This window comes from Kitasatospora sp. NBC_01302, assembly GCF_035976515.1.
GTDB lineage: Bacteria > Actinomycetota > Actinomycetes > Streptomycetales > Streptomycetaceae > Kitasatospora.
On record NZ_CP108404.1, the window covers coordinates 1,409,907 to 1,433,554 of the forward strand.

At 73.2% G+C, this 23,648-nt stretch carries 21 protein-coding genes and 1 pseudogene; 15 read left to right on the forward strand and 7 right to left on the reverse strand.

Annotated features, from left to right (window positions below; all coding sequences use genetic code 11):
• The first annotated feature begins 141 nt into the window (after nt 1–141).
• The 4 genes from OG294_RS06345 to OG294_RS06360 are packed head-to-tail and all read left to right on the forward strand — an operon-like array spanning nt 142 to nt 5,168.
• A complete protein-coding gene (locus OG294_RS06345; protein WP_327065422.1) occupies nt 142–1,359 on the forward strand; it encodes a sarcosine oxidase subunit beta family protein in 1,218 nt (405 codons plus the stop codon).
• Nucleotides 1,360–1,382: 23 nt separating this feature from the next.
• Nucleotides 1,383–1,676 carry a sarcosine oxidase subunit delta gene (locus OG294_RS06350; protein ID WP_327065423.1) on the forward strand — a complete coding sequence of 98 codons (294 nt, stop codon included), beginning with the start codon at nt 1,383–1,385 and terminating at the stop codon, nt 1,674–1,676.
• A complete protein-coding gene (locus OG294_RS06355) occupies nt 1,673–4,543 on the forward strand; it encodes a sarcosine oxidase subunit alpha family protein (protein ID WP_327065424.1) in 2,871 nt (956 codons plus the stop codon). Before OG294_RS06350 ends, OG294_RS06355 begins: the two co-directional genes overlap by 4 nt.
• On the forward strand, nt 4,533–5,168 hold the full coding sequence (locus tag OG294_RS06360; RefSeq protein ID WP_327065425.1) for a sarcosine oxidase subunit gamma: 636 nt from the start codon (nt 4,533–4,535) through the stop codon (nt 5,166–5,168). The genes OG294_RS06355 and OG294_RS06360 overlap by 11 nt, the downstream gene beginning before the upstream one ends.
• Before the next feature lie 124 nt (nt 5,169–5,292).
• Here the strand turns inward: OG294_RS06360 and OG294_RS06365 are convergent, their stop codons facing one another.
• From OG294_RS06365 to OG294_RS06375, 3 genes are all read right to left on the reverse strand, one after another.
• Nucleotides 5,293–5,850 carry a hypothetical protein gene (locus tag OG294_RS06365; RefSeq protein ID WP_327065426.1) on the reverse strand — a complete coding sequence of 186 codons (558 nt, stop codon included), beginning with the start codon at nt 5,848–5,850 and terminating at the stop codon, nt 5,293–5,295.
• A 319-nt stretch (nt 5,851–6,169) separates the two neighbouring features.
• A complete protein-coding gene (locus tag OG294_RS06370) occupies nt 6,170–6,766 on the reverse strand; it encodes an NADPH-dependent F420 reductase (protein ID WP_327065427.1) in 597 nt (198 codons plus the stop codon).
• Nucleotides 6,767–6,814: 48 nt separating this feature from the next.
• Nucleotides 6,815–7,657 (reverse strand): 3'(2'),5'-bisphosphate nucleotidase CysQ, encoded by an 843-nt coding sequence (locus OG294_RS06375; protein ID WP_327065428.1) that lies wholly within the window; start codon nt 7,655–7,657, stop codon nt 6,815–6,817.
• Between the two features lie 140 nt (nt 7,658–7,797).
• Between OG294_RS06375 and OG294_RS06380 the strand changes: the two genes are divergently transcribed.
• The gene (locus OG294_RS06380) at nt 7,798–8,703 is read left to right on the forward strand and encodes a LysR family transcriptional regulator (RefSeq protein WP_327071458.1); all 906 of its coding nucleotides are present in this window, start codon (nt 7,798–7,800) and stop codon (nt 8,701–8,703) included.
• Nucleotides 8,704–8,767: 64 nt separating this feature from the next.
• Nucleotides 8,768–8,879 (forward strand): annotated as a pseudogene (locus OG294_RS06385) (FAD-dependent monooxygenase); the annotation flags it as partial.
• Nucleotides 8,880–8,887: 8 nt separating this feature from the next.
• Here OG294_RS06385 and OG294_RS06390 read toward each other — a convergent pair.
• Entirely contained in the window at nt 8,888–10,246 is a 1,359-nt protein-coding gene (locus OG294_RS06390) for a GH1 family beta-glucosidase (protein WP_327065429.1), read from the reverse strand.
• Between the two features lie 649 nt (nt 10,247–10,895).
• On the opposite strand from OG294_RS06390, the gene OG294_RS06395 reads away from it, so the two are divergent.
• Nucleotides 10,896–11,651 (forward strand): TetR family transcriptional regulator, encoded by a 756-nt coding sequence (locus OG294_RS06395; protein WP_327065430.1) that lies wholly within the window; start codon nt 10,896–10,898, stop codon nt 11,649–11,651.
• A 168-nt stretch (nt 11,652–11,819) separates the two neighbouring features.
• Here OG294_RS06395 and OG294_RS06400 read toward each other — a convergent pair whose 3' ends face one another.
• Complete coding sequence (locus OG294_RS06400; protein WP_327065431.1) at nt 11,820–11,963, reverse strand: hypothetical protein; 144 nt, start codon at nt 11,961–11,963, stop codon at nt 11,820–11,822.
• A 435-nt stretch (nt 11,964–12,398) separates the two neighbouring features.
• On the opposite strand from OG294_RS06400, the gene OG294_RS06405 reads away from it, so the two are divergent.
• Nucleotides 12,399–12,545: a hypothetical protein gene (locus OG294_RS06405; RefSeq protein WP_327065432.1), complete on the forward strand. Its 147-nt coding sequence runs from the start codon at nt 12,399–12,401 to the stop codon at nt 12,543–12,545.
• Nucleotides 12,542–13,273 carry a bestrophin-like domain gene (locus OG294_RS06410; RefSeq protein WP_327065433.1) on the forward strand — a complete coding sequence of 244 codons (732 nt, stop codon included), beginning with the start codon at nt 12,542–12,544 and terminating at the stop codon, nt 13,271–13,273. Before OG294_RS06405 ends, OG294_RS06410 begins: the two co-directional genes overlap by 4 nt.
• Nucleotides 13,274–13,352: 79 nt before the next feature.
• On the opposite strand, the gene OG294_RS06415 is transcribed toward OG294_RS06410, so the two are convergent.
• The gene (locus OG294_RS06415) at nt 13,353–14,120 is read right to left on the reverse strand and encodes an SDR family NAD(P)-dependent oxidoreductase (protein ID WP_327065434.1); all 768 of its coding nucleotides are present in this window, start codon (nt 14,118–14,120) and stop codon (nt 13,353–13,355) included.
• Nucleotides 14,121–14,244: 124 nt separating this feature from the next.
• On the opposite strand from OG294_RS06415, the gene OG294_RS06420 reads away from it, so the two are divergent.
• The 6 genes from OG294_RS06420 to OG294_RS06445 all read left to right on the forward strand — a co-directional run bounded on the left by OG294_RS06420 (nt 14,245) and on the right by OG294_RS06445 (nt 22,531).
• Nucleotides 14,245–15,336: a hypothetical protein gene (locus tag OG294_RS06420; RefSeq protein ID WP_327065435.1), complete on the forward strand. Its 1,092-nt coding sequence runs from the start codon at nt 14,245–14,247 to the stop codon at nt 15,334–15,336.
• A gap of 252 nt (nt 15,337–15,588) precedes the next feature.
• Nucleotides 15,589–17,022, forward strand: a complete 1,434-nt coding sequence (locus tag OG294_RS06425) for a hypothetical protein (RefSeq protein ID WP_327065436.1) — start codon at nt 15,589–15,591, stop codon at nt 17,020–17,022.
• Nucleotides 17,023–17,123: 101 nt separating this feature from the next.
• Complete coding sequence (locus tag OG294_RS06430; RefSeq protein ID WP_327065437.1) at nt 17,124–18,392, forward strand: AAA family ATPase; 1,269 nt, start codon at nt 17,124–17,126, stop codon at nt 18,390–18,392.
• On the forward strand, nt 18,389–19,747 hold the full coding sequence (locus OG294_RS06435) for a vWA domain-containing protein (protein ID WP_327065438.1): 1,359 nt from the start codon (nt 18,389–18,391) through the stop codon (nt 19,745–19,747). The genes OG294_RS06430 and OG294_RS06435 overlap by 4 nt, the downstream gene beginning before the upstream one ends.
• A gap of 79 nt (nt 19,748–19,826) precedes the next feature.
• Nucleotides 19,827–20,813: an aldo/keto reductase gene (locus OG294_RS06440; protein WP_327065439.1), complete on the forward strand. Its 987-nt coding sequence runs from the start codon at nt 19,827–19,829 to the stop codon at nt 20,811–20,813.
• A 293-nt stretch (nt 20,814–21,106) separates the two neighbouring features.
• Nucleotides 21,107–22,531, forward strand: coding sequence for a family 2B encapsulin nanocompartment shell protein (locus OG294_RS06445; RefSeq protein WP_327065440.1), 1,425 nt, complete (start codon nt 21,107–21,109; stop codon nt 22,529–22,531).
• Between the two features lie 35 nt (nt 22,532–22,566).
• Here the strand turns inward: OG294_RS06445 and OG294_RS06450 are convergent, their stop codons facing one another.
• Entirely contained in the window at nt 22,567–23,637 is a 1,071-nt protein-coding gene (locus OG294_RS06450) for a hypothetical protein (protein ID WP_327065441.1), read from the reverse strand.
• Between the last annotated feature and the right edge of the window lie 11 nt (nt 23,638–23,648).

Here is a 23,648-nt window from a genome sequence, read left to right on the forward strand (position 1 = left end):
TCAATCTGTTGTGTTAGACGCAACAGTGTGCATAGTCTGAAACACCGCTGAGGAGGTGAGTCACCCACGGCGCACAGCGAGGATCTGCTCCTGACGCCGATTCCCCAGAGACCGACGCCGTCTCTCCCCAGGAGTCCCGCGATGTCCCACCAGCTGCCCGAGCACCCCGACCGGCTGTGGCGCACCCCCGACCCCAAGCGCTCCTACGACGTGGTCATCGTCGGGGCGGGCGGCCACGGGCTGGCCACCGCCTACTACCTCGCCCGCAACCACGGGATCACCAACGTCGCCGTGCTGGAACGCGGTTGGCTCGCCGGCGGCAACATGGCCCGGAACACCACCATCATCCGGTCCAACTACCTCTGCGAGGAGAGCGCGGCGCTGTACGAGCACGCGCTGAAGCTCTGGGAGGTGCTGCCGCAGGAGCTGGAGTACGACTTCCTGTTCAGCCAGCGCGGCGTGCTCAACCTCGCCCACACCCTGCAGGACGTCCGTGAGGGCACTCGCCGGGTCAACGCCAACCGGCTCGGCGGGGTCGACGCCGAGTGGCTGGACGCCGACCAGGTGCGCGAGTTCTGCCCGATCGTCAACACCTCCCCCGACGTGCGCTACCCGGTGCTCGGCGCGACGCTGCAGCCCCGGGCCGGCATCGCCAAGCACGACCACGTCGCCTGGGCGCTGGCGCGCAAGGCGGACGAGTACGGCGTCGACCTGATCCAGGGCTGCGAGGTGACCGGATTCCTGCGCGAGGGCGACCGCGTCGTCGGCGTGCGGACCAGCCGGGGACCGATCGGCGCGGGGCGGGTCGCACTGGCCGCCGCCGGGCACAGCAGCGTCCTGGCCGACCTGGCCGGACTGCGGCTCCCGGTGCAGAGCCACCCCCTGCAGGCGCTCGTCTCCGAGCTGCTGGAACCCGTGCACCCCACCGTGGTGATGTCCAACCACGTGCACGTGTACGTGAGCCAGGCCCACAAGGGCGAGCTGGTCATGGGCGCGGGCGTGGATCCCTACAACGGCTACGGCCAGCGCGGCTCCTTCCACCAGATCGAGCATCAGATGGCCGCGGCGCTCGAACTGTTCCCGGTCTTCGCCCGGGCGCACGTGCTGCGCACCTGGGGCGGCATCGTCGACGTCACCCCCGACGCCTCGCCGATCATCGGCCCGACGCCGATCGAGAACCTCTTCCTCAACTGCGGCTGGGGCACCGGCGGCTTCAAGGCGACGCCCGCCTCCGGCTGGGTGTACGCGCACACCATCGCCACCGGCGAGCCGCACCCGCTGAACGCACCCTTCGGGCTGGAGCGGTTCACCACCGGCGCACTGATCGACGAGCACGGCGCCGCCGCCGTGGCGCACTGACCGCACTGACCGGAGGACCACGCATGCTGCTGATCGCCTGTCCCTGGTGCGGCGAACGGGACGAGCTCGAGTTCCACTACGGCGGCCAGGCCCATGTCGCCTACCCGGCGGACCCCGAGGGCCTGTCCGACGCCGAGTGGGGCGAGTACCTGTTCGTGCGCGACAACACCAAGGGCCCCTTCGCGGAACGCTGGTCGCACGCCGCCGGCTGCCGGCGCTGGTTCAACGTCGTCCGACACACCGTCACCCACCAGATCCTGGCCGTGCCGAGCGATCGCCCGACGGCCGCCGGCCGGCCGAAGCCGGTGACCGCATGACGCAGCCCCGGCGTCTCCCCCGCGGCGGACGGGTCGACCGCTCCGCTCCCCTGCGCTTCACCTTCGACGGCGTGGCGTACACCGGCCTGCGCGGCGACACGCTCGCCTCCGCCCTGCTCGCCAACGGCGTGCTGCGGGTCGCTCCCAGCCTCCACCGCGGGCGGCCGCGCGGCATCAGCACCGCAGGCGTGGAGGAGCCGAGCGCCCTCGTCCAGGTCGACGGGCCCTGCTCGGAGCCGATGCTCCTCGCGACCACGATCGAGCTGTACGAGGGCCTCTCGGCGGTCGGCCTCGCGGGCCTCGGCCGCCTCGACCCGAGGCCCGACGAAGCCGTCCACGACAAGATGCACATCCACACCGACGTCCTGGTCGTCGGCGGCGGCCCGGCCGGACTCGCCGCGACCCTCGCGGCCGGGCGTTGCGGCGCCCGCGTCGTCCTGGTCGACGACCAGCCGGAACTCGGTGGATCCCTGCTCGCGGGGCGGGAGTCGATCGACGGCCGCCCGGCGCTCGACTGGGTGGCGGACGCCCGTGCGGAGCTCACCGCGCAGAGCGACACCCGGATCCTCACCAGGTCCACGGCGATCGGCTACCACGACCACAACTACCTGCTCGTCGCCGAGCACCGCACCGACCACCTCGGCCCGCACCCCGTCCCCGGCGTCTCCCGGCAGCGTCTGTGGCACATCCGGGCCCGCCGGGTGGTCCTGGCGACCGGCGCCCACGAGCGGCCGATGGTCTTCGCCGGCAACGACCGACCGGGCGTCATGTCCGCCGCCGCCGTGCGCGCCTACGTGAACCGGTACGCCGTGCTCCCCGGCCGCCGGGCCGTGGTCCTCACCACCAATGACCACGCCTACGCCACCGCGCTCGACCTGGTCGCGGCCGGGGCCCGGGTGGCGGCACTGGTCGACACCCGGGCGGAGCCGCCCGCCGATCTCGTCGCCTCCGCGCGCGGTGCCGGGATCGAGGTCCGCACCGGATCGGCCGTGGTCGGCACCCGGGGTCACGATCGTCTGTCGGCGGTCCGCATCGCCGAGCTCGATGCCGACGACGCGATCAGCGGCCCGGTCCGCGAGGTGGCCTGCGACCTGCTCGCCGTCTCGGGCGGCTGGAACCCGGCCGTCCACCTGTGGAGCCAGTCCCAGGGCACGACCCGTTACGAGGACGACCTGGCGGCGTTCGTCCCCGCGCAGGCCGCACAGAACGTCGTCAGCGTCGGAGCCGCCCTGGGCGTCCTCGACCTCGCCGGGTGCCTCGGCGGCGCCTTCGCCGCCGGGGTCGAGGCAGCCGACCTGGCAGGCTTCCCCACCAGCGTGCCCTCGGTGCCGCCCAGTTCCGGCGACCTCCCGCCGGCCCGGCCGCGGCCGGTGTGGCTCGTGCCCGGCGAGACGGGCGACCCCTCCGAGTGGCACGACCACTTCGTCGACCTGCAGCGGGACGCCACGGTCGCGGACGTGCAGCGCGCGATCCGAGCCGGTATGCGCTCCGTCGAGCACATCAAGCGCTACACCACCATCGGCACCGCGCACGACCAGGGCAAGGCGTCCGGAGTGAGCGCCACCGGCGTCATCGCCCGGCTGCTCGGCGCCCGCTCGCCGGGCGAGGTGGGCACCACCACCTACCGCGGCCCGTACGTACCCGTCTCCTTCGCGCTGCTCGCCGGGCGTGAACGCGGCGCCCTCTTCGACCCGGTGCGCACCACCGCGATCCATCCCTGGCACGTCGAGCACGGCGCGGTCTTCGAGAACGTCGGCCAGTGGAAGCGCCCCTGGTACTACCCGCGGCCCGGGGAGTCCATGGCGGCGGCCGTGGAGCGCGAGTGCCGCGCGGCCCGCGAAGGCGTCGCCGTCATGGACGCCAGCACCCTCGGCAAGATCGACGTCATCGGGCCCGACGCGGGCGAGTTCCTGAACCGTGTCTACACCAACGCCTTCGCCAAGCTGGCCGTCAACTCCGCGCGGTACGGGGTGATGTGCCGGGCGGACGGCATGGTCTTCGACGACGGCGTGACCCTGCGCCTGGCAGCCGACCACTACATCATGACGACCACGACCGGGAACGCCGCGGGCGTCCTGGACTGGCTGGAGGAGTGGTCGCAGACCGAATGGCCCGAGCTGCGCGTGCGGTTCACCTCGGTGACCGAGCAGTGGGCCACGGTCGCGGTCGTCGGCCCCCGATCGCGCGAGGTCGTCGCAGCCCTGGCCCCGGACCTGGACGTGTCGAACGACGCCTTCCCCTTCATGACGGCCCGTGAGACCCGCCTCGCGAGCGGCGTGGCGGCCCGGATCTGCCGCATCTCCTTCTCCGGCGAGCTGGCCTTCGAGATCAACGTCGCCGGCTGGTACGGCCTCGCCACCTGGGAGTCGGTCATCCGGGCCGGCGCACCGCTGGGCATCACCCCGTACGGCACCGAGAGCATGCACGTGCTGCGCGCCGAGAAGGGCTACCCCGTCATCGGCCAGGACACCGACGGCACGGTCACCCCGCAGGACCTCGGCATGGAGTGGGTCGTCTCCCAGCGGAAGCCCTTCATCGGCAAGCGTTCCTTCCGCCGTGCCGACACCGCGCGCGGCGACCGCAGGCAGCTGGTCGGCCTGCTGCCCGTGGATCCCGCCGTACTGCTACCGGAGGGCGCGCAGCTGGTGGCGGACGCCGAGGTGTCACCGCCCACCAGGGCGCTGGGGCACGTCACCTCCAGCTACCGCAGCGCGGCGCTCGGTCACACCTTCGCCCTGGCACTCGTCGTCGGCGGGCGGGAGCGGCTGGGCGAGAGGGTCTACGCGCCGCTGCCCGACGGCGTGGTCGCCGCGACCATCACCGACCCCGTCCTCTACGACCCGAAGGGGACCCGCCGTGACGGCTGACACCCACCGGCGCAGCCCACTCGGGCACCTCGCCGACGTCCTCGCGGCGCACTCGACCGGCGGAGAGCGGGGAGTCCGGTTGCGCGAGGTGCCCTTCCTCGCGCAACTCGACCTCCAGCTCGACCCGCACGGGCCGGCCACCACGGGGGCGCCCCCGGCCGGAGGCTGGGGGAGGATCGCCGCGGCGCTGGGCTCGCCACTGCCGACCGCCCCGAACACCGTCATCGAGGCGGGAAGCCTCCAGGTCCTCTGGCTGGGCCCGCAGGAGTGGCTCGTGCTGGGCCCCGACGGCTCCGCGGGCGCCAGCGCCGACCTGCTGCGGGCGGCGCTGGCGGACGAGCCCGGATCGGTCGTGGACGTCTCCGCCAACCGCACCACCCTCGAACTGTCCGGTCCCGCCGCCCGCCAGGTCCTGGAGAAGGGCTGCTCGCTCGACCTGCACCCCCGCGCCTTCGGGCCGGGCCGCTGTGCACAGACGCTGCTCGGCAAGGTCCAGGTGATCCTCCACCAGGTCGACGCGGAGCCGACCTACCGGCTACTCGTGCGGGGGTCGTTCGCGCAGTACCTGACGGACTGGCTCCTCGACGCGATGGAGGAGTACCGCCACCCCCGGCTCACACCCTGAACGGGTCCGGGCGTCGTGCGGGAAATCGCGCTGCCATACCCGCATGCCGGGGTCACCGCAGTCGCGCCGGCACCTCACAGTCCTGCGCCGCGTGTGTCGGTGCAGCCGGGACGTCAGCGGGACGTCACAGTGCCACAGGCTCATCGTGCCCGGGGCAGCTCAACGGGTGCGGCAGGTCGTTCGGGTCATCCGGGCAGCCCTCGGTGTTCCGGCTCGGATCGGCCTCGGCATCCCGGCGGTCCAGAGCCGCTGCGGTCGCGGGGTACTTGGCGCGGAGCCGGTCCCGGAGGGACTGGGCAGGCCTGCCGGCTGCCGATCCCGCGTCGAGTTCCGCCCCCGGGCCGGGGAGCACGGCTCCGGGTGCACGCAGCTGCGTCAGCTCCGCTTCCAGCTCGGCGACACGGGCCTCGAGTCGCTGCACGTCTCGGGTCGCATCCTTGCATCCCTCCTGGTTGCGCCTGGCGACGAGTGTGAGGGTGTCCACCCGGTCCGCGAAGGCGTCGCGTTCGGCTGCGATCGACTGCACGACCTGGCCGGCGACGACTGCGGCAATCCAGTCGACCCACTCGTTGATGCACTCGGTGCCCGGGTCGCCGATCAGCTCGACATCCTGCAGGCCGTTGAGCATGGCCGGGCGGATGGTGTCGGCGATGCGCTGCTGCGGGCCGGGCTGCTCGGTCACAGCTGCTCCTCGATGACGATTCGGACGGCTTCGCCGACCGCTCTGGTGCGGATGGTGCCGGGGAACCGATCTTCCCATGCGCCGGCTGTCCATTCGACGCGGGCGAGCCTGCCCGGCCGTGCGGTCGACACTCGTCCTTGCCCGCCCAACGGCACACTCGGTCAGCGGCCGCCGTGTCTGTGACGGTTTCTCCACCTCTCGCGGTACGGGCCGAGGCCGAGCTTCGCCGGACCGCCCACGCCGTCGGCCGGCTCCCTGCAGCCCCCACCCCAGCACGCCTGGTCGGCACGGGTCGGGACGCAGGCACCGCCGTCCGGGGTCAGCGGGTGATCGAAATCGCGAAGGGGACGAATCCGCTGGACCGGATCACGTGGGGTACGAACAGGATCGCGGCCTCCGTGGCGCGGGCGGTCCGGATCCCGCCGAGGTCGGTGATCCACTCCTTGCGCCAGCCGAGGTCGGTGAGGAGTTCGCGGACGGTCTGCTTGGCCCTGGGGTCCTCGCCGGAGAGGAACACCGTGGGCGTCTGGGCGAGCGTGGCCGGCGCGGTCATCACCGGGAAGAGCATGGTGTTGAGTGTCTTGACGACGTGTGTTTCGGGGAGCGCTTCCTGGAGTTGCTCGGCGAGGCTCGAGCCGGGGTAGATCAGGTCGGTGGGCAGTCCGTCCGGTCCGTCGACGGTGGCGTTGGAGACGTCGACGAGGATCTTGTCGCGCAGTTCGTCGCGCAGCGCGGCGAGCCGGTCCAGGGAGCCGGCGCCCGGGGTGGCGTTGATGACGATCCGGGCTGTTCGGGCGGCGTCGGCGGCGGCGCCCGGCGCGCGGTCCGCCACGGTCACCTCATGTCCTGCCCGGGTGAGGGCGGTGGCCAGGTTGCCGCCGACGCGGCCGTTTCCGAGAACGGCGATCGTGGTCATGATGATCTGGTCCTTCCGTGCGTGCGGGTTTGCGGGTGTGGTGCAGAGTCAGCGTGAAAGCGTGGCGACGGCCTCGGCGTGGACGCCGGGCGCGGTGGCCAGGAAGCTTTCGCTCTGCGGGGTCCAGGGGCGGCCCTCGGCGTCGGAGATCCGTCCGCCGGCCTCGGTGACGAGGAGCGCGCCGGGCAGCAGGTCCGCCCGGGCGCCGGCGAACTGCCAGAAGGCGTCGAGCCGGCCGGCGGCCACGTTCAGCAGGTGCAGGGTCGCGGGTACGGCGACGCGGACGACGAGCGCGTCGAAGAGCATCGCGGTGATCGAGGAGCCGACGCGCCGCACGACCTTCTCGTCCTCGTCCGGCCGGGCCTGACTGGTGGCCACGATGCTCAGGCCGAGGTCCGCGGTCCGGGAGACGCTCAGCGGCCGGCCGTCGAGGTGGGCGCCCGCGCCGGTGAGCGCGGTGTAGGTCTCGCCGGTCAACGGCAGGTGGACCACGGTGAGCACCGGCCGGTTGTCGCGCACGAGGGTGGCGGTCACCGCCCACTCCGGCAGGGCGTGCAGGTGGTTGACGTTGCCTTCAGCCGGATCCACGACCCACCACTCGCCGGGCGGCAGCGCCCCGCCGTCCAGCTCGTCCTCCACCCAGCCGGCGTCCGGGCGAAGGCTCGTGAGGCGGGGGCGCAGGATGCCGAGGGCCGTGTCGTCGTTGGCCGCGAGCGCGCTCATCAGCTCTTCGCGGGTCCGGTAGGGGACCACCTCGCCGTACCGCTCGCGCAGTGCCGAACCGGCCTCACGCACGGCGGCCGCGGTCCGGTCGAGCAGGTCGGCGTCGGAGACGGAGACGGTGACGGTGCCGGTGCCGGTGACGTCAGTGCTCTGAAGCGTTTCGGACATGGTGGAACTCCCGTCTGAGCAAAGGGTGGTGAAGAGGATTTCGGGCCAGGACGCGCGTTCCGCCCTGCGCCGTGGTGACGACGCTATCCACCCCCTCCATTAACATCAAATGCATGTCAAGTACGGCTGGGATTACTCCCATGCAATTGGATTTGAATCTGCTCACCGCGCTCGACGCGCTGCTGGAGGAGGGCAGCGTGGCCGGAGCGGCCGCACGACTGCACGTCACCGCCCCCGCGATGAGCCGGAGCCTGGGCCGGATCCGGCGCACGACCGGCGACCAGATCCTGGTGCGCACCGGCCGCGCCATGACCCCGACGCCCTACGCGATCGCCGTCCGGGAGCAGGTGCACGAGCTGCTGCACCAGGTCCGGGGCGTGCTCGCACCGAGCCGTGAACTCGATCCGGCAACCCTGGAACGCACTTTCACACTCCGCTGGCACGATTCCCTGGTCGCCATGAGTGGCCCCACGCTGCTCGCGGCCGTACGCGGACAGGCGGCGGGCGTGCGATTGCGCTTCGTCGCGGAATCGAGCGTCGACACCCCCGAGTTGCGGCATGGCGAGGTCGATCTGGAGGCGAACGCCAACCGTCCGAGCGCACCCGACATCCGCGCCGAGAAGGTGGGCGAGACCCGCCTCGTCGCCGTCGTGAGGCGGGGACACCCCCTCACCCGCGCCCGAACCGTCACCACCGAGCGGTACGCCGCCGCCGAACACGTCACCGTCTCGCGACGTGGGAACCTCAGCAACGCGGTCGACGACGCCCTCGCGCGACTCGGCCTCACCCGCCGGGTGGTGGCGGCCGCGCCCACCGAAGCGGCCGCGCTGGAGTTCGCGCGCGGCTCCGATCTCCTGATCAGCGTCCCCGAAATCACCGTACGCACCGCGGCCGCCGGCCTCGGTCTGGTCGTGCTCCCCCTGCCGGTCGAACTGCCGTCGGCACCGGTCTACCTGTCGTGGCACCAGCGCTACGACACCGACCACGCCCACACCTGGCTGCGCGCACTGGCGCGAACCGCACTGGCCACCTGCGGAGCGTCGTAGCCGACGCCGCACGGCCGCGCGTGCGAATGGAACAGCGTTCCACCATGACTTCGAAGAAAACACCATGCCGGCACCGGTCACGCTCATCGGCGCGGGCCTGGGCGGCCTCACCCTCGCGCGCGTCCTGCACGTCCACGGCATCCCCGCCACCGTCCACGAGGCCGACCTCTCCCCTGGAGGCCAACTACCCTGCTCGGTGGGCTCGGTGGGCGGCGATCAGGTCGCGGTACCAGGCGTACGAGGCCTTGGGCATGCGCAGCTGCGTCGCGAAGTCGACGTGGACCAGGCCGAAGCGCTGGCTGAACCCCTCGGCCCATTCGAAGTTGTCGAGCAGGGACCAGGTGAAGTAGCCCCGCACGTCCACGCCTTCGGCGATCGCTGCGGCGAGGGCGTCGAGGTGGCCGGCCAGGTAGTCGATGCGCGGTTGGTCGGGGATGGTGCCGTCGGGGGCGGGTCGGTCGGCGACGGAGCAGCCGTTCTCGGTGATGGTGATCGGCGGAAGTGCGTCGCCGTACCGGTCCCGCAGGCCGACCAGGAGTTCGCGCAGGCCGTCCGGAACGACCGGCCAGCCGAAGGCGGTTCGGGGCACACCGGTGATCTCGGCCTCGGTGAACGGGAGACCGCCGGGGTCGGTCGGCGCGGCGATCCGGGTCGGGTTGTAGTAGTTGACGCCGAGCCCGTCCAGCCCTGAAGCGGCGATGAGCTCCAAGTCCCCGGGCCGGACACACCCGCCGAGGTCCGGTGACACGCCGTACGCGCTCAGGTCCGGGTAGCGCCCGAGCAGCAGCGGATCGGTGAACAGCCGGTTGTGCAGGGCGTCGTACGCGGCGGCGGCCGCCATGTCCGCCGGCGCGTCACTCGCCGGCCACACCGGGCTGAGGTTGTTGGCGATCAAGACGGCGTGGCCGCGCTCGTGCAACACCTCGGCCGCCAGAGCGTGCCCGAGCAGCTGATGGTGCGCGACCGGAAGCGCGTCGAGCATCAGCGTGCGCCCCGGAGCGTGGATCCCGAGCGCGTAGCCGTACACCATGTGGACGAAGGGCTCGTTGAGAGTGATCCATGCGGGCACGCGGTCACCGAGCCGGTCGGCGACGATTTCGGTGTACTCGGCGAAGCGGTGCGCCGTGTCACGAGCCAACCAGCCGCCGCCCTCCTCAAGGGCCTGCGGCAGGTCCCAGTGGAAGAGCGTCGGCAGCGGGGAGATCCCGACGGCGAGCAGGTCGTCCACAAGCCGATCGTAGAAACCGAGACCGGCCGGATTGGCCGAACCGGCGCCGGTGGGCTGAATCCTGGGCCAGGCGATCGAGAAGCGGTAGCCGTCCAGGCCGAGGTCGCGCATCAACGCCACGTCCTCGGTATGGCGGTGGTAGTGGTCGCAGGCGATCTCGCCGGTGCGACTGTCGCGCACGGCCCCGGGGCGAGCCGTGAACACGTCCCAGATCGACGGCCCACGCCCGTCCTCGTCCACCGCCCCCTCGACCTGGTACGCCGCCGTGGAGGCGCCCCAGCGGAAGGCCACCGGCAGGTCACGTCGATTCGCCATCTCCCCATCCCCTTTCGCAAAATGCGAGGAGACCTCATGTTAGTGGCTCACTCCCGAAACGCCAGAGCTGAAACAGCCGTCGGCGACCGAAGGGCGCAAGCAGCAAGGCCCAGGACAGCACCGCCCCGATCCAACAGCCGCCCGGTCGGCGCGGTGGATCGGATCGGCGAGCCCGTGACCGATGGGCCGGATCCTGGGCCAGTCGATCGAAAAGCGGAACCATCGGCCCGAGGCCACGCAGCAACGCCACGTCCTGGCATGGCGATGGTAGTGAGCACAGGCGAGTTCACCCGTGTGGCCATCGTGCACCGCCCCATGGCAGCTCCATCGATGAAGATGAGCAGAACTCATGTAAGCAACCCTGCGGCACAAGGCCGAAGATGGGACGGCGATCGGGCCGATCGACCTCCCACGCGGACCCCAGCCGCGAAGCGGTGCGGACGCCGGGCAGGACGGCGCTTCAGCCGTCGGGGGCGCCCCATGCAGCGGCAGCCGGCCCATAGTTGCACCGGCGGAAGCCGCCCTCGGCTCCCCCGGCTCCCCGGATCGCCGCTGAAAATGAGGATTCCTCACGATGGTGATTCGCCTGCTGCGCACCGGATGCGGCACAGTAGTCGTGCAGGCGGTGAGGACGGGAGCTGGGCAGCACATGAACGAGCGGAACCCGAAGAGCCGGGCACCCCAGGTGAACGGTGAGCCGGCGGCCGGCGGCGTGGCCGGTGCGGCCGTTGAACCGGTGAGCGGTGCGGTCGGGGTGGGCGGCGGCGCGCTGTTCGAGGCGACCGATCCCGAGCTGCGGCGCCGGCCGGTGCAGCAGCGCAGCCAGGAGCGCCTGGAGCGGATCCTGGACGCCTGCGCGGAGTTGCTCGACGAGGTGGGCACGGCCGCGCTGACCACCAAGGAGATCGCGGCCCGCGCCCACGTCCCGATCGGCACGCTCTACCAGTTCTTCACCGGCAAGCAGAGCCTGCTCGCGGCGCTCGCCCGGCGCAACCTGAGGCGGTACCTCGACCGGCTGACCCGGCGGCTGGCCGCGGAGTCCCCGCAGGACATCGGCGGGTTCGTCGACCTGGCGGTCGAGGAGTTCGTGGCGATGAAGCGCGCGGTGCCCGGCTTCGGCGCGCTCGACTTCGGCCTGACCGGTCCCACCCCGCCCGCCCTGGAGAATGTGGAACACCTGCTCGACGGGGCGTTGGACAACAACAGCGCGGTGGCCCAGCTGCTGCATCGGCTCACCACCGAGCACCTGTCCGGCGACGGGCGCGGACCCGGCCCACTGGCCCTGCGGGTGGCCCTCGAATGCGCGGACGCGGTGCTCAAACTCGCCTTCCAGTACGACCGGGACGGCGACCCCGCACTGATCGCCGAGTGCAAGTCGCTGCTCCGCCGGTACCTGGCCGGCTGATCCCGCCCGGGGCCTTGCCGGGCGCCCCGCCGGGCTCCTCGCCGAACTGCACGCCGGATTGCAGGCCGAAACGGAACATGAGTTCGCCGCACGTACGACGAGGCGAGCCCGCGCCCCCCGCAAGGGTCAATTCCCCGGGAAAGGAAACCATTCAGCACTTCGGCCCAATCACGCCTGATTATCGTCCTGGACATGCGAGGCGACGACGAGGCGCACCACGGCAACGAACACGACGTGCTCACCGGACACGACGAGCACACCGAGCACGCTGACGGCCACGAGCACCACGGTCCCGGGCAGCAGCACGACCACCCGCCCCACCACTGGCCCGTGGTCCCGGTCTGGCCCTACCCGCCGCTCCCCCCGCACCCGTGCCCGCCGCCCCCACCACCGCCACCGTGCCCGCCCGAGCCACCACCACCTCCCACCCCGCCGCCGCCCCCGAATCCGCCACCACCACCGGTACCACCCTCACCGCCCCCGACGGTCCCTCCGCCACCCACTCCGCCGCCACCCCCGAAACCCCCCGCACCGCCGGCGCCCCATCCCGCCGCCAGCCCGCCACCGGCCGCCCCGGTCACCCACGCCGCGGCCCCTCCCCCTCCCAAGCCGGCCGCACCCAAGCCGGCTGCGCCAAAGCTAGCCGCTCCCAAGGCAGTTGCCCCGGTGAAGCCGGTGACCGCGCCGCCGCCCACGAAGCCGGCCCCGGTCCTGCCACCCCCGCCGCTTCCCACCCAGACGCATGCGGTGACCGCGGTGCCCACCCGGCCGCCGGACAACCTGTCCGTGGCGCAGGAGCCGCAGAGCGCCTTCGCCCTGGTCGCCATCACCATCCCGGCCGTCATCGCCGCGGCTGCCACCTTCATCAACCACACTGCAGGGAGACGTCGTTGAGTCTGGGAATCATCCTCGCCGTAATCCTCGGCGCCGCGCTGGCCGTGGGCATCCTGGCCGCCTTCGGCCGCACCACGCGCTCCCGCGAGGGCTCCTTCTCCAGCGGCGCGCTCGGGTTCCTGGGCTCGGCGTCGCTCTCGTCCTTCATCCTGGTCGCCGCCTTCCTGATCGCCGGGTCCTGGTCCAACCTGAACACCGCGCGCGGCCACACCTGGGACGAGGCCCGCGCGCTCAACGCCGCCTACACGGACGCCGACGCGAGCACCCGCCCGCTGCTGCGCTCCTACGTCGTCGACGTGATCGGCCCGGACTTCCAGGCGATGACCCACGGCAGCTCCGACCCGGCCACCTGGACCAGCCTTGACACCGTGCGCACGCACGTCGAGTCGCTGCCCGACTCACCCCAACGCACCGCCGAACTCAGCGACTTGGACGACGTCTCGACCAAGCGCCAGATCCGTCTGGCGGACGCCTCGCTGACCCTGCCCGCCCCGCTCTACCCGGCCCTGATCGGTACCGGCCTGCTGGTGCTGCTCTACGCGCCGATCGCGGGCCTGACCTTCCACCACCGGGAGGCGATCGCACTCGGCCTGGTCGGCGCGGTGGTGGGCTTCGGGATCTACCTGGTGCTGCACATGACGCACCCCTACACCGGCCCGATGCACGTCACCCCGGTGGCCTACCAGCAGAGCCTGCAGCGCTTCGCCCAACTGTCCCAGCAGAGTTGACGCCCCAGGCGCGTCGAGCCGCCCGGCAGCAGGCCCCGCAGCCGCCGTCGCCAACGCCCCGGCCCCGCAGCCGCCGTCCTTAACGCCCTAGCACAGCACCGCCGTTGAGACCGATCACCTGCCCGGTGAGGTACCCGGCGGCCGGCGAGGCCAGGTAACCGACGGCGGCGGCGACGTCGGCGGGGGTGCCGGCCCGGCCGACCAGCGTGTCGGCCACCTTCTCGGCGTGGAAACGCTCGCTCCAGCGGTCACCGAAGATCTCGGTGTCCTCGATGTACCCGGGGGCCAGCACGTTGACCGTGATCCCGTCCGGCCCCGGCGCGCGGGCCAGCCCGAACGCCCAGCCGTGCAGCGCCGCTTTCGCCGCGGCGTACGAGCCGGCCGAGTGCGCGCCTGCTCCGCCGCGCTGGGCGGCGGCGGAGCTGATCATGATCAGCCGCCCGCCGGGACGGCGCAGCCGCTCCTGCAGCGCGGTGGTCAGCAGGACGGCCGTCAGCAGGTTGGTGTCCAGGTCCCGGCGCCAGGCATCGGCCAGCGCGGCGAGCGTCTCGTCGGCGGGCGCGGTGATCACCGCGCCCGCGTTGTTCACCAGGACGTCCACCGGCCCCAGCTCGGCGATCACCGCCGCGGCCTCGCCGACCTGCTGAGCGTCGGTCAGGTCCACCGGCACCGGCACGACGCTGGGCGCGCCGACCGCCCGGTCGATCGAGGCGCGGGCCTGCTCCAGGACCTCCGCCCGCCGCCCGAGGACGACCACCCGGTGGCCGTCGGCCGCCAGCTGCGCCGCGATCGCCTTGCCGATCCCGGTCCCGCCACCTGACACCACCGCAAGCCGCTGCTGTCGCACCGTTCCCCGCTCCCCCCGGATCGGGCCGGCCGACCCGCCCCTATGATCATCGGCAGCACCCTATCGGCCGCCCACCCACCGGTCGCTCCCGCACCAGAGCCGCCGATGATCGAGAATGTCGGCCATGAGGTTGATCTCCGCACTGGCCGGTGTCCTGCTGCTCGCGCTCACCATCGCCAGCATTCTGCGCACCCTGGTGGTGCCGCGCGGGCTCTACTCCTCGCTGGTCACCCGGCTGTGGCGGTCGCTGCGCGCCGTCCTGCACGCCTGCGCCGCGCCGTTCCGCAGCTACCGGGCCCATGACCGGGCCCAGGCCTGGCTGGCGCCGCTGATCCTGGTCGGCATGCTGTTCTGCTGGCTCTGCGCGCTGCTGGCCTCCTTCACGCTGCTGACCTACGCCGACTCCGGACTCGGCTGGAGCGTGTCGATAAGAGAGGCCGGCTCCAGCCTCTTCACCCTCGGCTTCGCCAGCGGCGACCGGCTTCGGCTCTCGGCGCTGGACTTCCTGGCCGCCGCCAGCGGACCGGTGGTGATCGCGCTGCAGATCGCCTACCTGCCCACGCTGTACGGCTCGTACAACCGCCGGGAGGTCGAGGTGACGCTGCTGCAGTCCCGGGCGGGCGAGCCGGCCTGGGGGCCCGAACTGCTGGCGCGGCAGTCCCTGGTGGACACCGAGACGGCGCTGCCGCAGCTCTACCGCGACTGGGAGCGGCTGGCCGCCGAGCTGGGCGAGAGCCACTCCAACTACCCGGTGCTGGTCTCCTTCCGTTCCCCGCAGGCGCACCGCAGCTGGATCGTCGGGCTGATCGCGGTGATGGACGCCGCCGCGATCCAGCTCTCGCTCAGCCCGCGCAGCGCGCCGCCGGAGGCCCGGCTGGTGCTGCGTGCCGGCTTCACGGCGCTGCGCGACATCGCACGGGTGCTGCGGATCGACTACGACCCCGACCCGGAGCCGAACAGCCCGATCCGGATCAGCTACGCCGAGTTCGACGCGGCGGTGACCATGATCATCGCCTCCGGTTTCGAGGCCGAGCGGCCGACCATACTGGCCTGGCCGCACTTCCACGGCTGGCGGGTCAACTACGAGTCGATCGCCTACGAGCTCGCCCGCCGCTGCGACGCCGTGCCGGCCCTGTGGACCGGCCCGCGGGACTTCCCGGCCACGCCGATCCCGCCCCGCCGCCCCGCCGACCGGCGCCCCGGCGCGACGGCCTGATGACCTGACGACCCGATGACCGGCATACGGCTGCGACAGCCTGATGACCTGACGGTCCGACAGTCCCTCCGGCGCCCCGGGCATCCGGCCGCCCCCGGCCGCCCCCGGTGGCCGCCGATGTCCGCCCCCGGTGGCCGCCGATGTCCGCCGGAAAATCCCTCGCAGGCCGTGGCGAGGAGCGCTAGAGTCCCTGCCGATGACCACTCACTCTGTTCACAGATTGGGGGTCCCATCCGCGCAAGGTGAGTGCTGATGCTCACTCCGACTGCGCGTGGGGATTCCCACCTCTCCCGCTGGCTGCGCGTGCGCGAGTTCGCCGTGCCGCCCGCCATGATCGCAACCGCGACCGCCCGCCGCTCCGCCGGGGACTGGGCAGGGGCGTGCGCCGCCGCAGGCGTCGACGTCGACCTCGGTCTGCGAACCCTGGCGCGCACCCACGGCCGGGAACTCACGGCACGGGTCCGGGCCGACCTCCGCCGACTGGCACCCGACCTGCTGCGCTGGCACCTGCCGAGGGTCGCCCCGGACGGACTGCTGCGCCCAGGGCTGACCGTCTCACTCGCCCGCTACCCAACCGCGGACGGTGCCGGCGACCGCCCGGTGCACCTGGTGGTCCGGACGCCGCCCGCCTGGGCGGACGCCGGCCAGCGGGTCAGCCTCGCGCTGTGGCACGGTACCGGCCCCGACAGCGCCGCCGGCCTCCATCCGCATGCCCGCCCGGTCCCGCGGTTCCGCCTCGACCTGCACCGCCACCTGTGGGACGCGAGCCGGGCCGACGAGCTGCGGCTGCGCTCCGGAGCCGGGCAACAGCCCACCGGCGCGCCGCCTCGGCTGCCGCCGCTTCCGCTACCACCGGGGCTGCTGCCGCCGGGTCGCTCCTGCGCCGTGGACCGGTGGGCGGCCGAGGCCGCGATCCTGCTCCTCGCCGAGGGCCACCCCGCCGGTGCCCATGGCCCACACCCCGCCGGTGCTGTCAGCGTGCGGCTCGGCTCCCGGCGCCGGCTCGTCCTGGAGCTGGTCACCGACCCGAGCGGCGTCGGCCCGCAGTCCGCGCGGGTCACCTCCGTGTCCACGGCCCCGGACGACCGCGTGCTGCCGGTCCTGCCCGACGCGGCGACCTGGCTGCTGCCCGACCTGGAGCTGCTCCGTGCGGGGGCGATCGACCCGGACCGGCTGCATCCACTGGTGGCCTCGGCGCTGGTACCGGAGCACCGGACGACCGCTCCCTGCGCCGCCACCGGCCACGCGGGGCAGCCACGCCTGGTGGACTGCCGGGGAGCCCGGCACCGGATCGGCCTGGTCGACGGGGTGCTCGCCCCGCTGGACCACGACCCCGCCGAGATCCGCCGCGAGGAGTTGCTGGCCGCACTCTCGGGCACACCGCTGCCCTGCCTCCAGGCGATCGACCTGGCGCACCGCCGTCCGGACAGCCTCACCGGCGTCCGCGAGCGCCTGGACCACGGCGACATCGCCGGTGCGCTGACCGTCGTCGAGGAGCTGCTGGGCCCGGAGGCCCTGCTGCGCCCCGGCGCCCTGCGGGACGAGCTGGAGACGGCCGCGCTGCGGCGGATCAGCTACGGGCTCTACCGGGCCGGGCTGGTCGGCCCCGGCCCCGACCGTCTCCCGCCGAACCCGCCCCGCCCCCGTGACCACCGCCGGCACCCGCGCCACGCGCTGACCGGCTGAACTCACCCCGCCGAACCCACTCGCCGAACCGAACCGCCGAACCGACCGGCTGAGCCCGGTCCCACCCGCCCCACCACCACAACCGACACAGGTGATCACCCATGCCCGCACACGCCCCGTCCGACCCCACCATCGCCCCGCAGCTCGAGGTGGCCGGCGAACTGCTGGCCCTGCTGCGTGACGCGACCACCGAGCCACGCCAGGACACCCAGCTGGAAGCCCTCACCCTGGCCGTGGCCGCCGACCTCCCGGTGCTCCTGTGGGGCGAACCGGGGATCGGCAAGACCGCAGCGCTGACCCAACTCGCCACCGCCCTGGACCTGCCGCTGACCACGGTGATCGCCAGCGTGCACGAGCCCTCCGACTTCTCCGGCCTGCCCGTCCTCGGCGACGACCCCGCGCAGCAGGGCGTCCCGATGGCCCCGCCGGACTGGGCCGTGCGCCTGGTCCGGACCGGCCGCGGACTGCTCTTCCTCGACGAGCTCTCCACCGCACCGCCGGCCGTGCAGGCCGCCCTGCTCCGCCTGGTCCTGGAGCGGCGGATCGGCACGCTGCAACTACCGCCCGGCGTACGGATCGTGGCCGCCGCCAATCCGCGCGCCTCGGCAGCCGACGGCTGGGAGCTGAGCCCGCCGCTGGCCAACCGGTTCGTCCATCTGCAGTGGACCCACGACCACGAGGTCGTGGTGCGCGGCCTCGGCGGCACCTGGCCCCGGGCCACCCTGCCGCGGCTGGACCGCGAGCGGCTGCCCGGGGCCGTGGACGTCGCCCGTCGCGCGGTGTGCGGCCTGCTCACCGCCCGCCCCACGCTCGTGCACCGGCTGCCGACCGGCGAGAGCCGCCGGGGCGGACCGTGGCCGTCGCCGCGCAGCTGGGAGACGACCCTGCGTCTGATCGCCTTCGCGACCGCGGCAGGCTCCTCCCGCGACGTGCTCTCCCTGCTGGTCAGGGGCACCGTGGGCGACGGTCCTGGGCTGGAGCTGCTGGCCGCGCTGGACCGGATGGACCTGCCGGATCCCGAGGTGCTGCTCGCCGACCCGGCGAGCGCCACGCTGCCCGAGCGCGGGGATCTGCGGCAGGCCGTGCTCGACGGTGTGGTGGCCGCGGTCCGTCGGCAGCCGGAGAAGTCCCGCTGGGACGCGGCCTGGGCGCTGCTGGCGCGCGCACTGGAGACCGGAGCCCCGGACCTGGTCGTCGTCCCCGCGACCACGCTCGCCGCGCTGCGCCGGCCGGACTGGGACGTCCCGGCATCGATCGAGCGGCTCGCCGGGGCCGTGACGCTGACCCGGCGGGCGGACCGGGCGGCGGCGCCGACGGGACCGCACACCGCCGCCGGGGCCACCGCCGCCACCGCCGGGGCCCGCCGATGACCCCGACCACGCCGGTCGGACCCGGCACGCCGTCCATTCCCGGCGCATCGGCCAGACCCGGCACGCCGTCCATTCCCGGCGCATCGGCCAGACCCGGCACACCGACCGCGCCGATCGAACTCGACCGCGAGAAGCTCTTCGCCGCCCGCCTGCACGCCGCCCGGGTCCGCCCCTACCTGGCGACGGCCCTGTTCGCGCTGCACACCGTCGAGTCCCGGCAGGTCCCGACGATGGCCGTCGACCGGCACTGGCGGTGCTACGTCTCACCGGCCTTCGTGGCGCGCACCCCGATCACGGAGCTGGCCGGCGTCTGGGTGCACGAGGTGTCGCACCTGCTGCGCGACCATCACGGGCGCAGCGACCGGGTCGCCCGCGAGCGCGGCCTGACCGGCCGCGGGGAACGGTTACGGATGAACATCGCCGCGGACTGCGAGATCAACGACGACGTGTTCGGTGACGGACTGGCCGAGCCCGCGGGCGCCGTCCGGCCGGGAGCCCTGGGGCTGCCCGAGGGCCAGCTGCTGGAGGAGTACCTGCGCCAGTTCGGGCTCGGCCCCGGCACCTTGGGCCTGGCCTGGCTGGACTGCGGCAGCGGCGCCGACGGCCTGGAGCGGGAGTGGGAGCTGGGGGCGCAGGGCGCGCACGGCCTGAGCGAGCAGGAGCGGGACGCCGTCCGGTTCCGGGTGGCGCAGGGCATCACCGGCCGTCCCGGCAGCGCCCCGAAGGGGTGGCGGCGCTGGGCGGAGGAGGCGTTCCAGCCGCCGCAGCCGTGGCGGGAACTGCTGGGGGCGGCGGTCCGCTCGGCGACCTCCGGCGCTGGTGCGGGCGAGGACTACACGTACGGCCGTCCGGCGCGCCGCTCGGCCGCGCTGCCCGGTGCCGTGCTGCCGAGCCTGCGGCGCCGGCCGCCCCGGGTGTCGGTGGTCATCGACACCTCCGGCTCGGTCAGCGACGCCGAACTGGGCAGCGCGCTGCGCGAGGTGGCCGCGATCTCCCGGGCCGTGGGCGGCCGTCGCGACCTGATCAGTGTCGTGCCGTGCGACGCGGCGGCCGGGACCGTGCAGCCGCTGTGCCGGGCCGAGGGGATCACGCTGGTGGGCGGCGGGGGCACGAATCTGCGCGCGGGCTTCGCCACAGCGCTGCGGACGGGGCCCCGGCCGGACGTGATCGTCGTCCTGACCGACGGACAGACCCGTTGGCCGGGTACCCGGCCGCCGTGCCGGACGGTGGTGGGCCTGTTCCCGCGGCTGCGGACGCGCGGGTCGTGGGACGAGAACGATCCCGACTACGTGCCGGACGCACCACCGGCGTGGGCGCGCGTGGTCGAGATCGGTTCGACCTCCGCGACCCGTTGACATGGAGTGCGCTCCACCTTGCAGACTCCTCCCCGGACGCGAGCGCCGCCCGAAGCCCCGAGCCCGAGGAGCGACACCCATGAAGTACCGCACGATCGGTCAGAACCCGGCCACCCGGCGCGAGGTGAGCGTGCTGAGCCTGGGTGCGATGAACTTCGGCACCAGGACCGACGAGCAGACCTCGTTCGCCATCCTCGACGCCTACGTGGCGGCCGGCGGCAGCTTCGTCGACACCTCCAACAACTACGCCTTCTGGGCGCGGGGCACGCAGGGCGGGGAGAGCGAGGCGCTGCTCGGACGCTGGCGGCGCAGCCGTGGGATCGGTGACGAGATCGTCATCGCGACCAAGCTCGGCGGCCGTCCGCTCAGTCCGAGCACCACGTTCGGCAAGAACGTCGAGGGGCTGTCGGCCAAGGTGATCCGTGCCTCCTCGGCGGCCAGCCGGGAGCGGCTCGGCGTGGAGAAGCTGGACCTGCTGTACGCGCACATCGAGGACGACCGGGTGCCGCTGGACGAGACCGTGACGGCCTTCGCCGAGCTGGTCGCCGAGGGCAGCGTCGGGCTGCTGGGGGTGAGCAACCACTGGGCGTGGCGGGTGGAGCGGGCCCGCGCCCTGGCGGCGGCGGCCGGCCTGCCCGGCTACGAGGTGCTGCAGTACCACCACAGCTACCTGCGGCACCGCACCGACATGCCGACGCTGCGTTCGGCGGACGGCAACATCGGCGTGGCCGGTGGCGACGTGCTCAGCTACCTGCGGTCCGACCCGGGCCTCGCGCTGGTCGCCTACTCGCCGCTGCTGGGCGGTGGCTACAGCAGGCCGGAGCAGCCGTCCGACCCCGGGTTCGACCACGCCGGCACCCCGGCGCGCTGGGCCGCGCTGGCGGCGGTGGCGAAGGAGACCGGGGCCACCGCCAACCAGGTGGTGCTGGCCTGGCTGATCGGCGGCGAGGTGCCGGTGATCCCGCTGGTCGGGGCCTCCTCGGTGGCGCAGGTGACCGAGAGCCTGGCGGCGGTGGACCTGGAGCTGACGGCCGAGCAGCGGGCCCGGCTGGACGAGGCGCACTGACCCTCGCAGGGCCGGCCCTCGGGGCTCGAAAAACCCTGCTGCCGTCGCTGATCCGTTCGCCGGAATCGCGCCGGTCCGCGGCCGGGTCCGCCCAGCTCAGCCCCGGTTGCGGCGCTGGACGCGCCAGGGGGGCGCGAAGCCGGGAACACGCTTCCCCGGCTGTCCACCGATTCGCTCGTTATCCCACCCGATTGGCCGTGGCAGCGATGGAATCTGACTACGCAACGGATTCCATCGCGGGCGGCGGAGCTCACCCGTCCGCCCCGCGACCGTGACGAATTGGGAGAGAGCCGATGACGACCGACACCGGGCCGGCCCCGACCGAACCGCAGCAGATCCAGGTGCGCGCCCAGCTCAGTCTGAGCACCGTGGCGGCACGCAACCTCGCCACCACGACCAAGTCCGAACCGCAGATGCAGGGCATCAGCTCGCGCTGGCTGCTGCGCGCGCTGCCCTGGGTGCAGGTCTCCGGCGGCACCTACCGGGTGAACCGCCGGCTCAGCTACGCCGTGGGCCGTGGCCGGGTGAGCTTCGTGAAGACCGGTAACGAGGTGCGGGTCGTGCCGCCTTCGCTGCGCGAGGTGCCGATGCTGCGCGGCATCGACGAGGACGCGGTGCTGGCCCAGCTGGCCGGTCGGTTCACCCAGCGCGAGGTGGCTCCCGGCGAGGTGCTCGTCCAGGCCGGGGAGCCGATCGACGAGATCTACCTGATCGCCCACGGCAAGATCGACCGGATCGGCACCGGCAAGTACGGCGAGTCCGCCGTCCTCGGCCACCTGGCCGACGGGGACCACCTCGGTGACGAGGCGATCCGCCAGTCGGACGCGCTGTGGGAGTACACGGTGAAGGCGGCCACCGCCGGCACCGTGCTCACCCTGCCGTGGGCCACCTTCCAGGAGTTGGCGGCGGCCTCCCCGGAGTTGCGCGACCAGATCGCGACCTACCTGACCGACACCGAGCAGGCGCAGAACCAGCACGGTGAGGCCGAGATCGAGCTGGCCGCCGGCCACGACGGCGAGCCGGACCTGCCCAGCACCTTCGTGGACTACGAACTCGCCCCGCGCGAGTTCGAACTGAGTGTGGCGCAGACCGTCCTGCGGGTGCACAGCCGGGTCGCCGACCTCTACAACGACCCGATGAACCAGATCGAGCAGCAGTTGAAGCTCACCGTCGAGGCGCTGCGCGAGCGCCAGGAGTACGAGCTGGTCAACAACCCCGAGTTCGGCCTGCTCGCCAACGCCGAGTACGACCAGCGGATCCAGACCCACTCCGGCCCGCCCACCCCCGACGACATGGACGAGCTGCTCAGCCTGCGCCGCGAGACCTCGCACATCTTCGCCCACCCCCGGGCGATCGCCGCCTTCGGCCGCGAGTGCAGCAAGCGCGGCATCTACTTCGGCAGCGTGGACATCGGCGGCCACCACATCCCGGCCTGGCGCGGCGTGCCGATCTTCCCGTGCGGCAAGATCCCGGTGGCGGGCGGGCACACCTCGTCGATCATCGCGATGCGTGCGGGCGAGGACAACCAGGGCGTGATCGGGCTGCACCAGACCGGCATCCCGGACGAGTACGAGCCCGGCCTGAACGTGCGGTTCATGGGCATCAACGAGAAGGCCGTGATCTCCTACCTGGTCAGCGCCTACTACTCCGCCGCCGTCCTGGTGCCCGACGCGCTCGGCGTGCTGGAGAACGTCGAGGTGGCCGGCCCGCGCTCCTGACGCACCATCGGCCGTCCACGCCGGCTTCACCCGGCTCAGCCGGTGAAGCCGGCGTGGACGTGGTCGTGGTGGGTGTCGTCGGTGAAGAACTGGTTCGGTGTCCCTCCCCCGGACAGTTGCCGCGGACCGCCGACGTTGTAGGAGCCCGCGGCGGCTGCCGCGCGCATGAAGCCGTCCACCAGGTCGTGCGGCGTGCCGGGGTCCACCACGGTCAGCCCGTTGATCCGCCAGACGTCGAACGCGCGCCCCAGCGGGTGGTCACTGGGCCGGTCGGTGCCGAACACGTCCAGCGGATGCCCCGAGCGCACCACGCTGACCGACATCGTGTACGTCCGGGCCAGCGTCAGCATCGCCTCCAGCACGCTGTCGTGGACCGCGCCGCTGCGCACGTCGGCCAGCGCGGCGGGCGGCAGTTCGATCCGGCTGTTCGCGAGCACCCGGCCGGCCGCGGCGGAGACGGTGGCGGCCACCGGCCCCGGCGCGGCGGGGTGCAGCGCGGTCACCGTCCACCGCGGCGCCGCGGCACTGAGCCGGACGTCGACCGTGGTGCCGCCCCGCGCGACCGCGCTCGGGGAGCCGGCGGCACCGGTCCACTGGTCGCACACCACCAGCACGCTCGCCGAGTCGGCCAGGATGCCGCCGTACTGGGCGTCGATCACCTGCAGTGCGGCGCGGTCGGCCGACGGGAGCAGCGGGCCGGCCTGGTCGGCCAGGGCAGGGTCGAGACCGCCGAGCGCCGTGACGCGGGCCTGTGCCGCCGCCGTCCCGGAACCCCCGGACGGCCAGCTGCCGAGCGCCTCGACCAGCTGCACCGCCCGGAGCTTGACGTCCGGTTGGATCTCCCCCGGCCCGGGCACCCAGGGCCTGGTGGCCGGCAGGCCGGCCGCAGCCGTGCCGGACGCGCGGCTTGTCGGGGCCCCCGGAGCGGCGCCCGAAGCGGTGGGCGAACTCGCGCCACCGCCGGGATGCCCAGCACCGCCGCCGCCACCCCCGCCACACCCGGCCGCGCCCAGCGCCCCGCTCGCACCCAGCACCCCGGTCGCCACCCCCGCCCGTAGCGCGGCACGTCGGCTGACCAGCACAGGCTCGGGTTCGGCACGCTCCATGGCCCACTATG

Excerpts from the sequence above, each read along its gene's own strand:
- OG294_RS06345 (WP_327065422.1), top strand. The coding sequence starts at position 142 with ATGTCCCACCAGCTGCCCGAGCACCCCGACCGGCTGTGGCGCACCCCC.
- OG294_RS06350 (WP_327065423.1), top strand. The coding sequence starts at position 1,383 with ATGCTGCTGATCGCCTGTCCCTGGTGCGGCGAACGGGACGAGCTCGAG.
- OG294_RS06355 (WP_327065424.1), top strand. The coding sequence starts at position 1,673 with ATGACGCAGCCCCGGCGTCTCCCCCGCGGCGGACGGGTCGACCGCTCC.
- OG294_RS06370 (WP_327065427.1), bottom strand. The coding sequence starts at position 6,766 with ATGACCACGATCGCCGTTCTCGGAAACGGCCGCGTCGGCGGCAACCTG.
- OG294_RS06375 (WP_327065428.1), bottom strand. The coding sequence starts at position 7,657 with ATGTCCGAAACGCTTCAGAGCACTGACGTCACCGGCACCGGCACCGTC.
- OG294_RS06380 (WP_327071458.1), top strand. The coding sequence starts at position 7,798 with ATGCAATTGGATTTGAATCTGCTCACCGCGCTCGACGCGCTGCTGGAG.
- OG294_RS06390 (WP_327065429.1), bottom strand. The coding sequence starts at position 10,246 with ATGGCGAATCGACGTGACCTGCCGGTGGCCTTCCGCTGGGGCGCCTCC.
- OG294_RS06395 (WP_327065430.1), top strand. The coding sequence starts at position 10,896 with ATGAACGAGCGGAACCCGAAGAGCCGGGCACCCCAGGTGAACGGTGAG.
- OG294_RS06420 (WP_327065435.1), top strand. The coding sequence starts at position 14,245 with ATGAGGTTGATCTCCGCACTGGCCGGTGTCCTGCTGCTCGCGCTCACC.
- OG294_RS06425 (WP_327065436.1), top strand. The coding sequence starts at position 15,589 with ATGCTCACTCCGACTGCGCGTGGGGATTCCCACCTCTCCCGCTGGCTG.
- OG294_RS06430 (WP_327065437.1), top strand. The coding sequence starts at position 17,124 with ATGCCCGCACACGCCCCGTCCGACCCCACCATCGCCCCGCAGCTCGAG.
- OG294_RS06435 (WP_327065438.1), top strand. The coding sequence starts at position 18,389 with ATGACCCCGACCACGCCGGTCGGACCCGGCACGCCGTCCATTCCCGGC.
- OG294_RS06440 (WP_327065439.1), top strand. The coding sequence starts at position 19,827 with ATGAAGTACCGCACGATCGGTCAGAACCCGGCCACCCGGCGCGAGGTG.
- OG294_RS06445 (WP_327065440.1), top strand. The coding sequence starts at position 21,107 with ATGACGACCGACACCGGGCCGGCCCCGACCGAACCGCAGCAGATCCAG.
- OG294_RS06450 (WP_327065441.1), bottom strand. The coding sequence starts at position 23,637 with ATGGAGCGTGCCGAACCCGAGCCTGTGCTGGTCAGCCGACGTGCCGCG.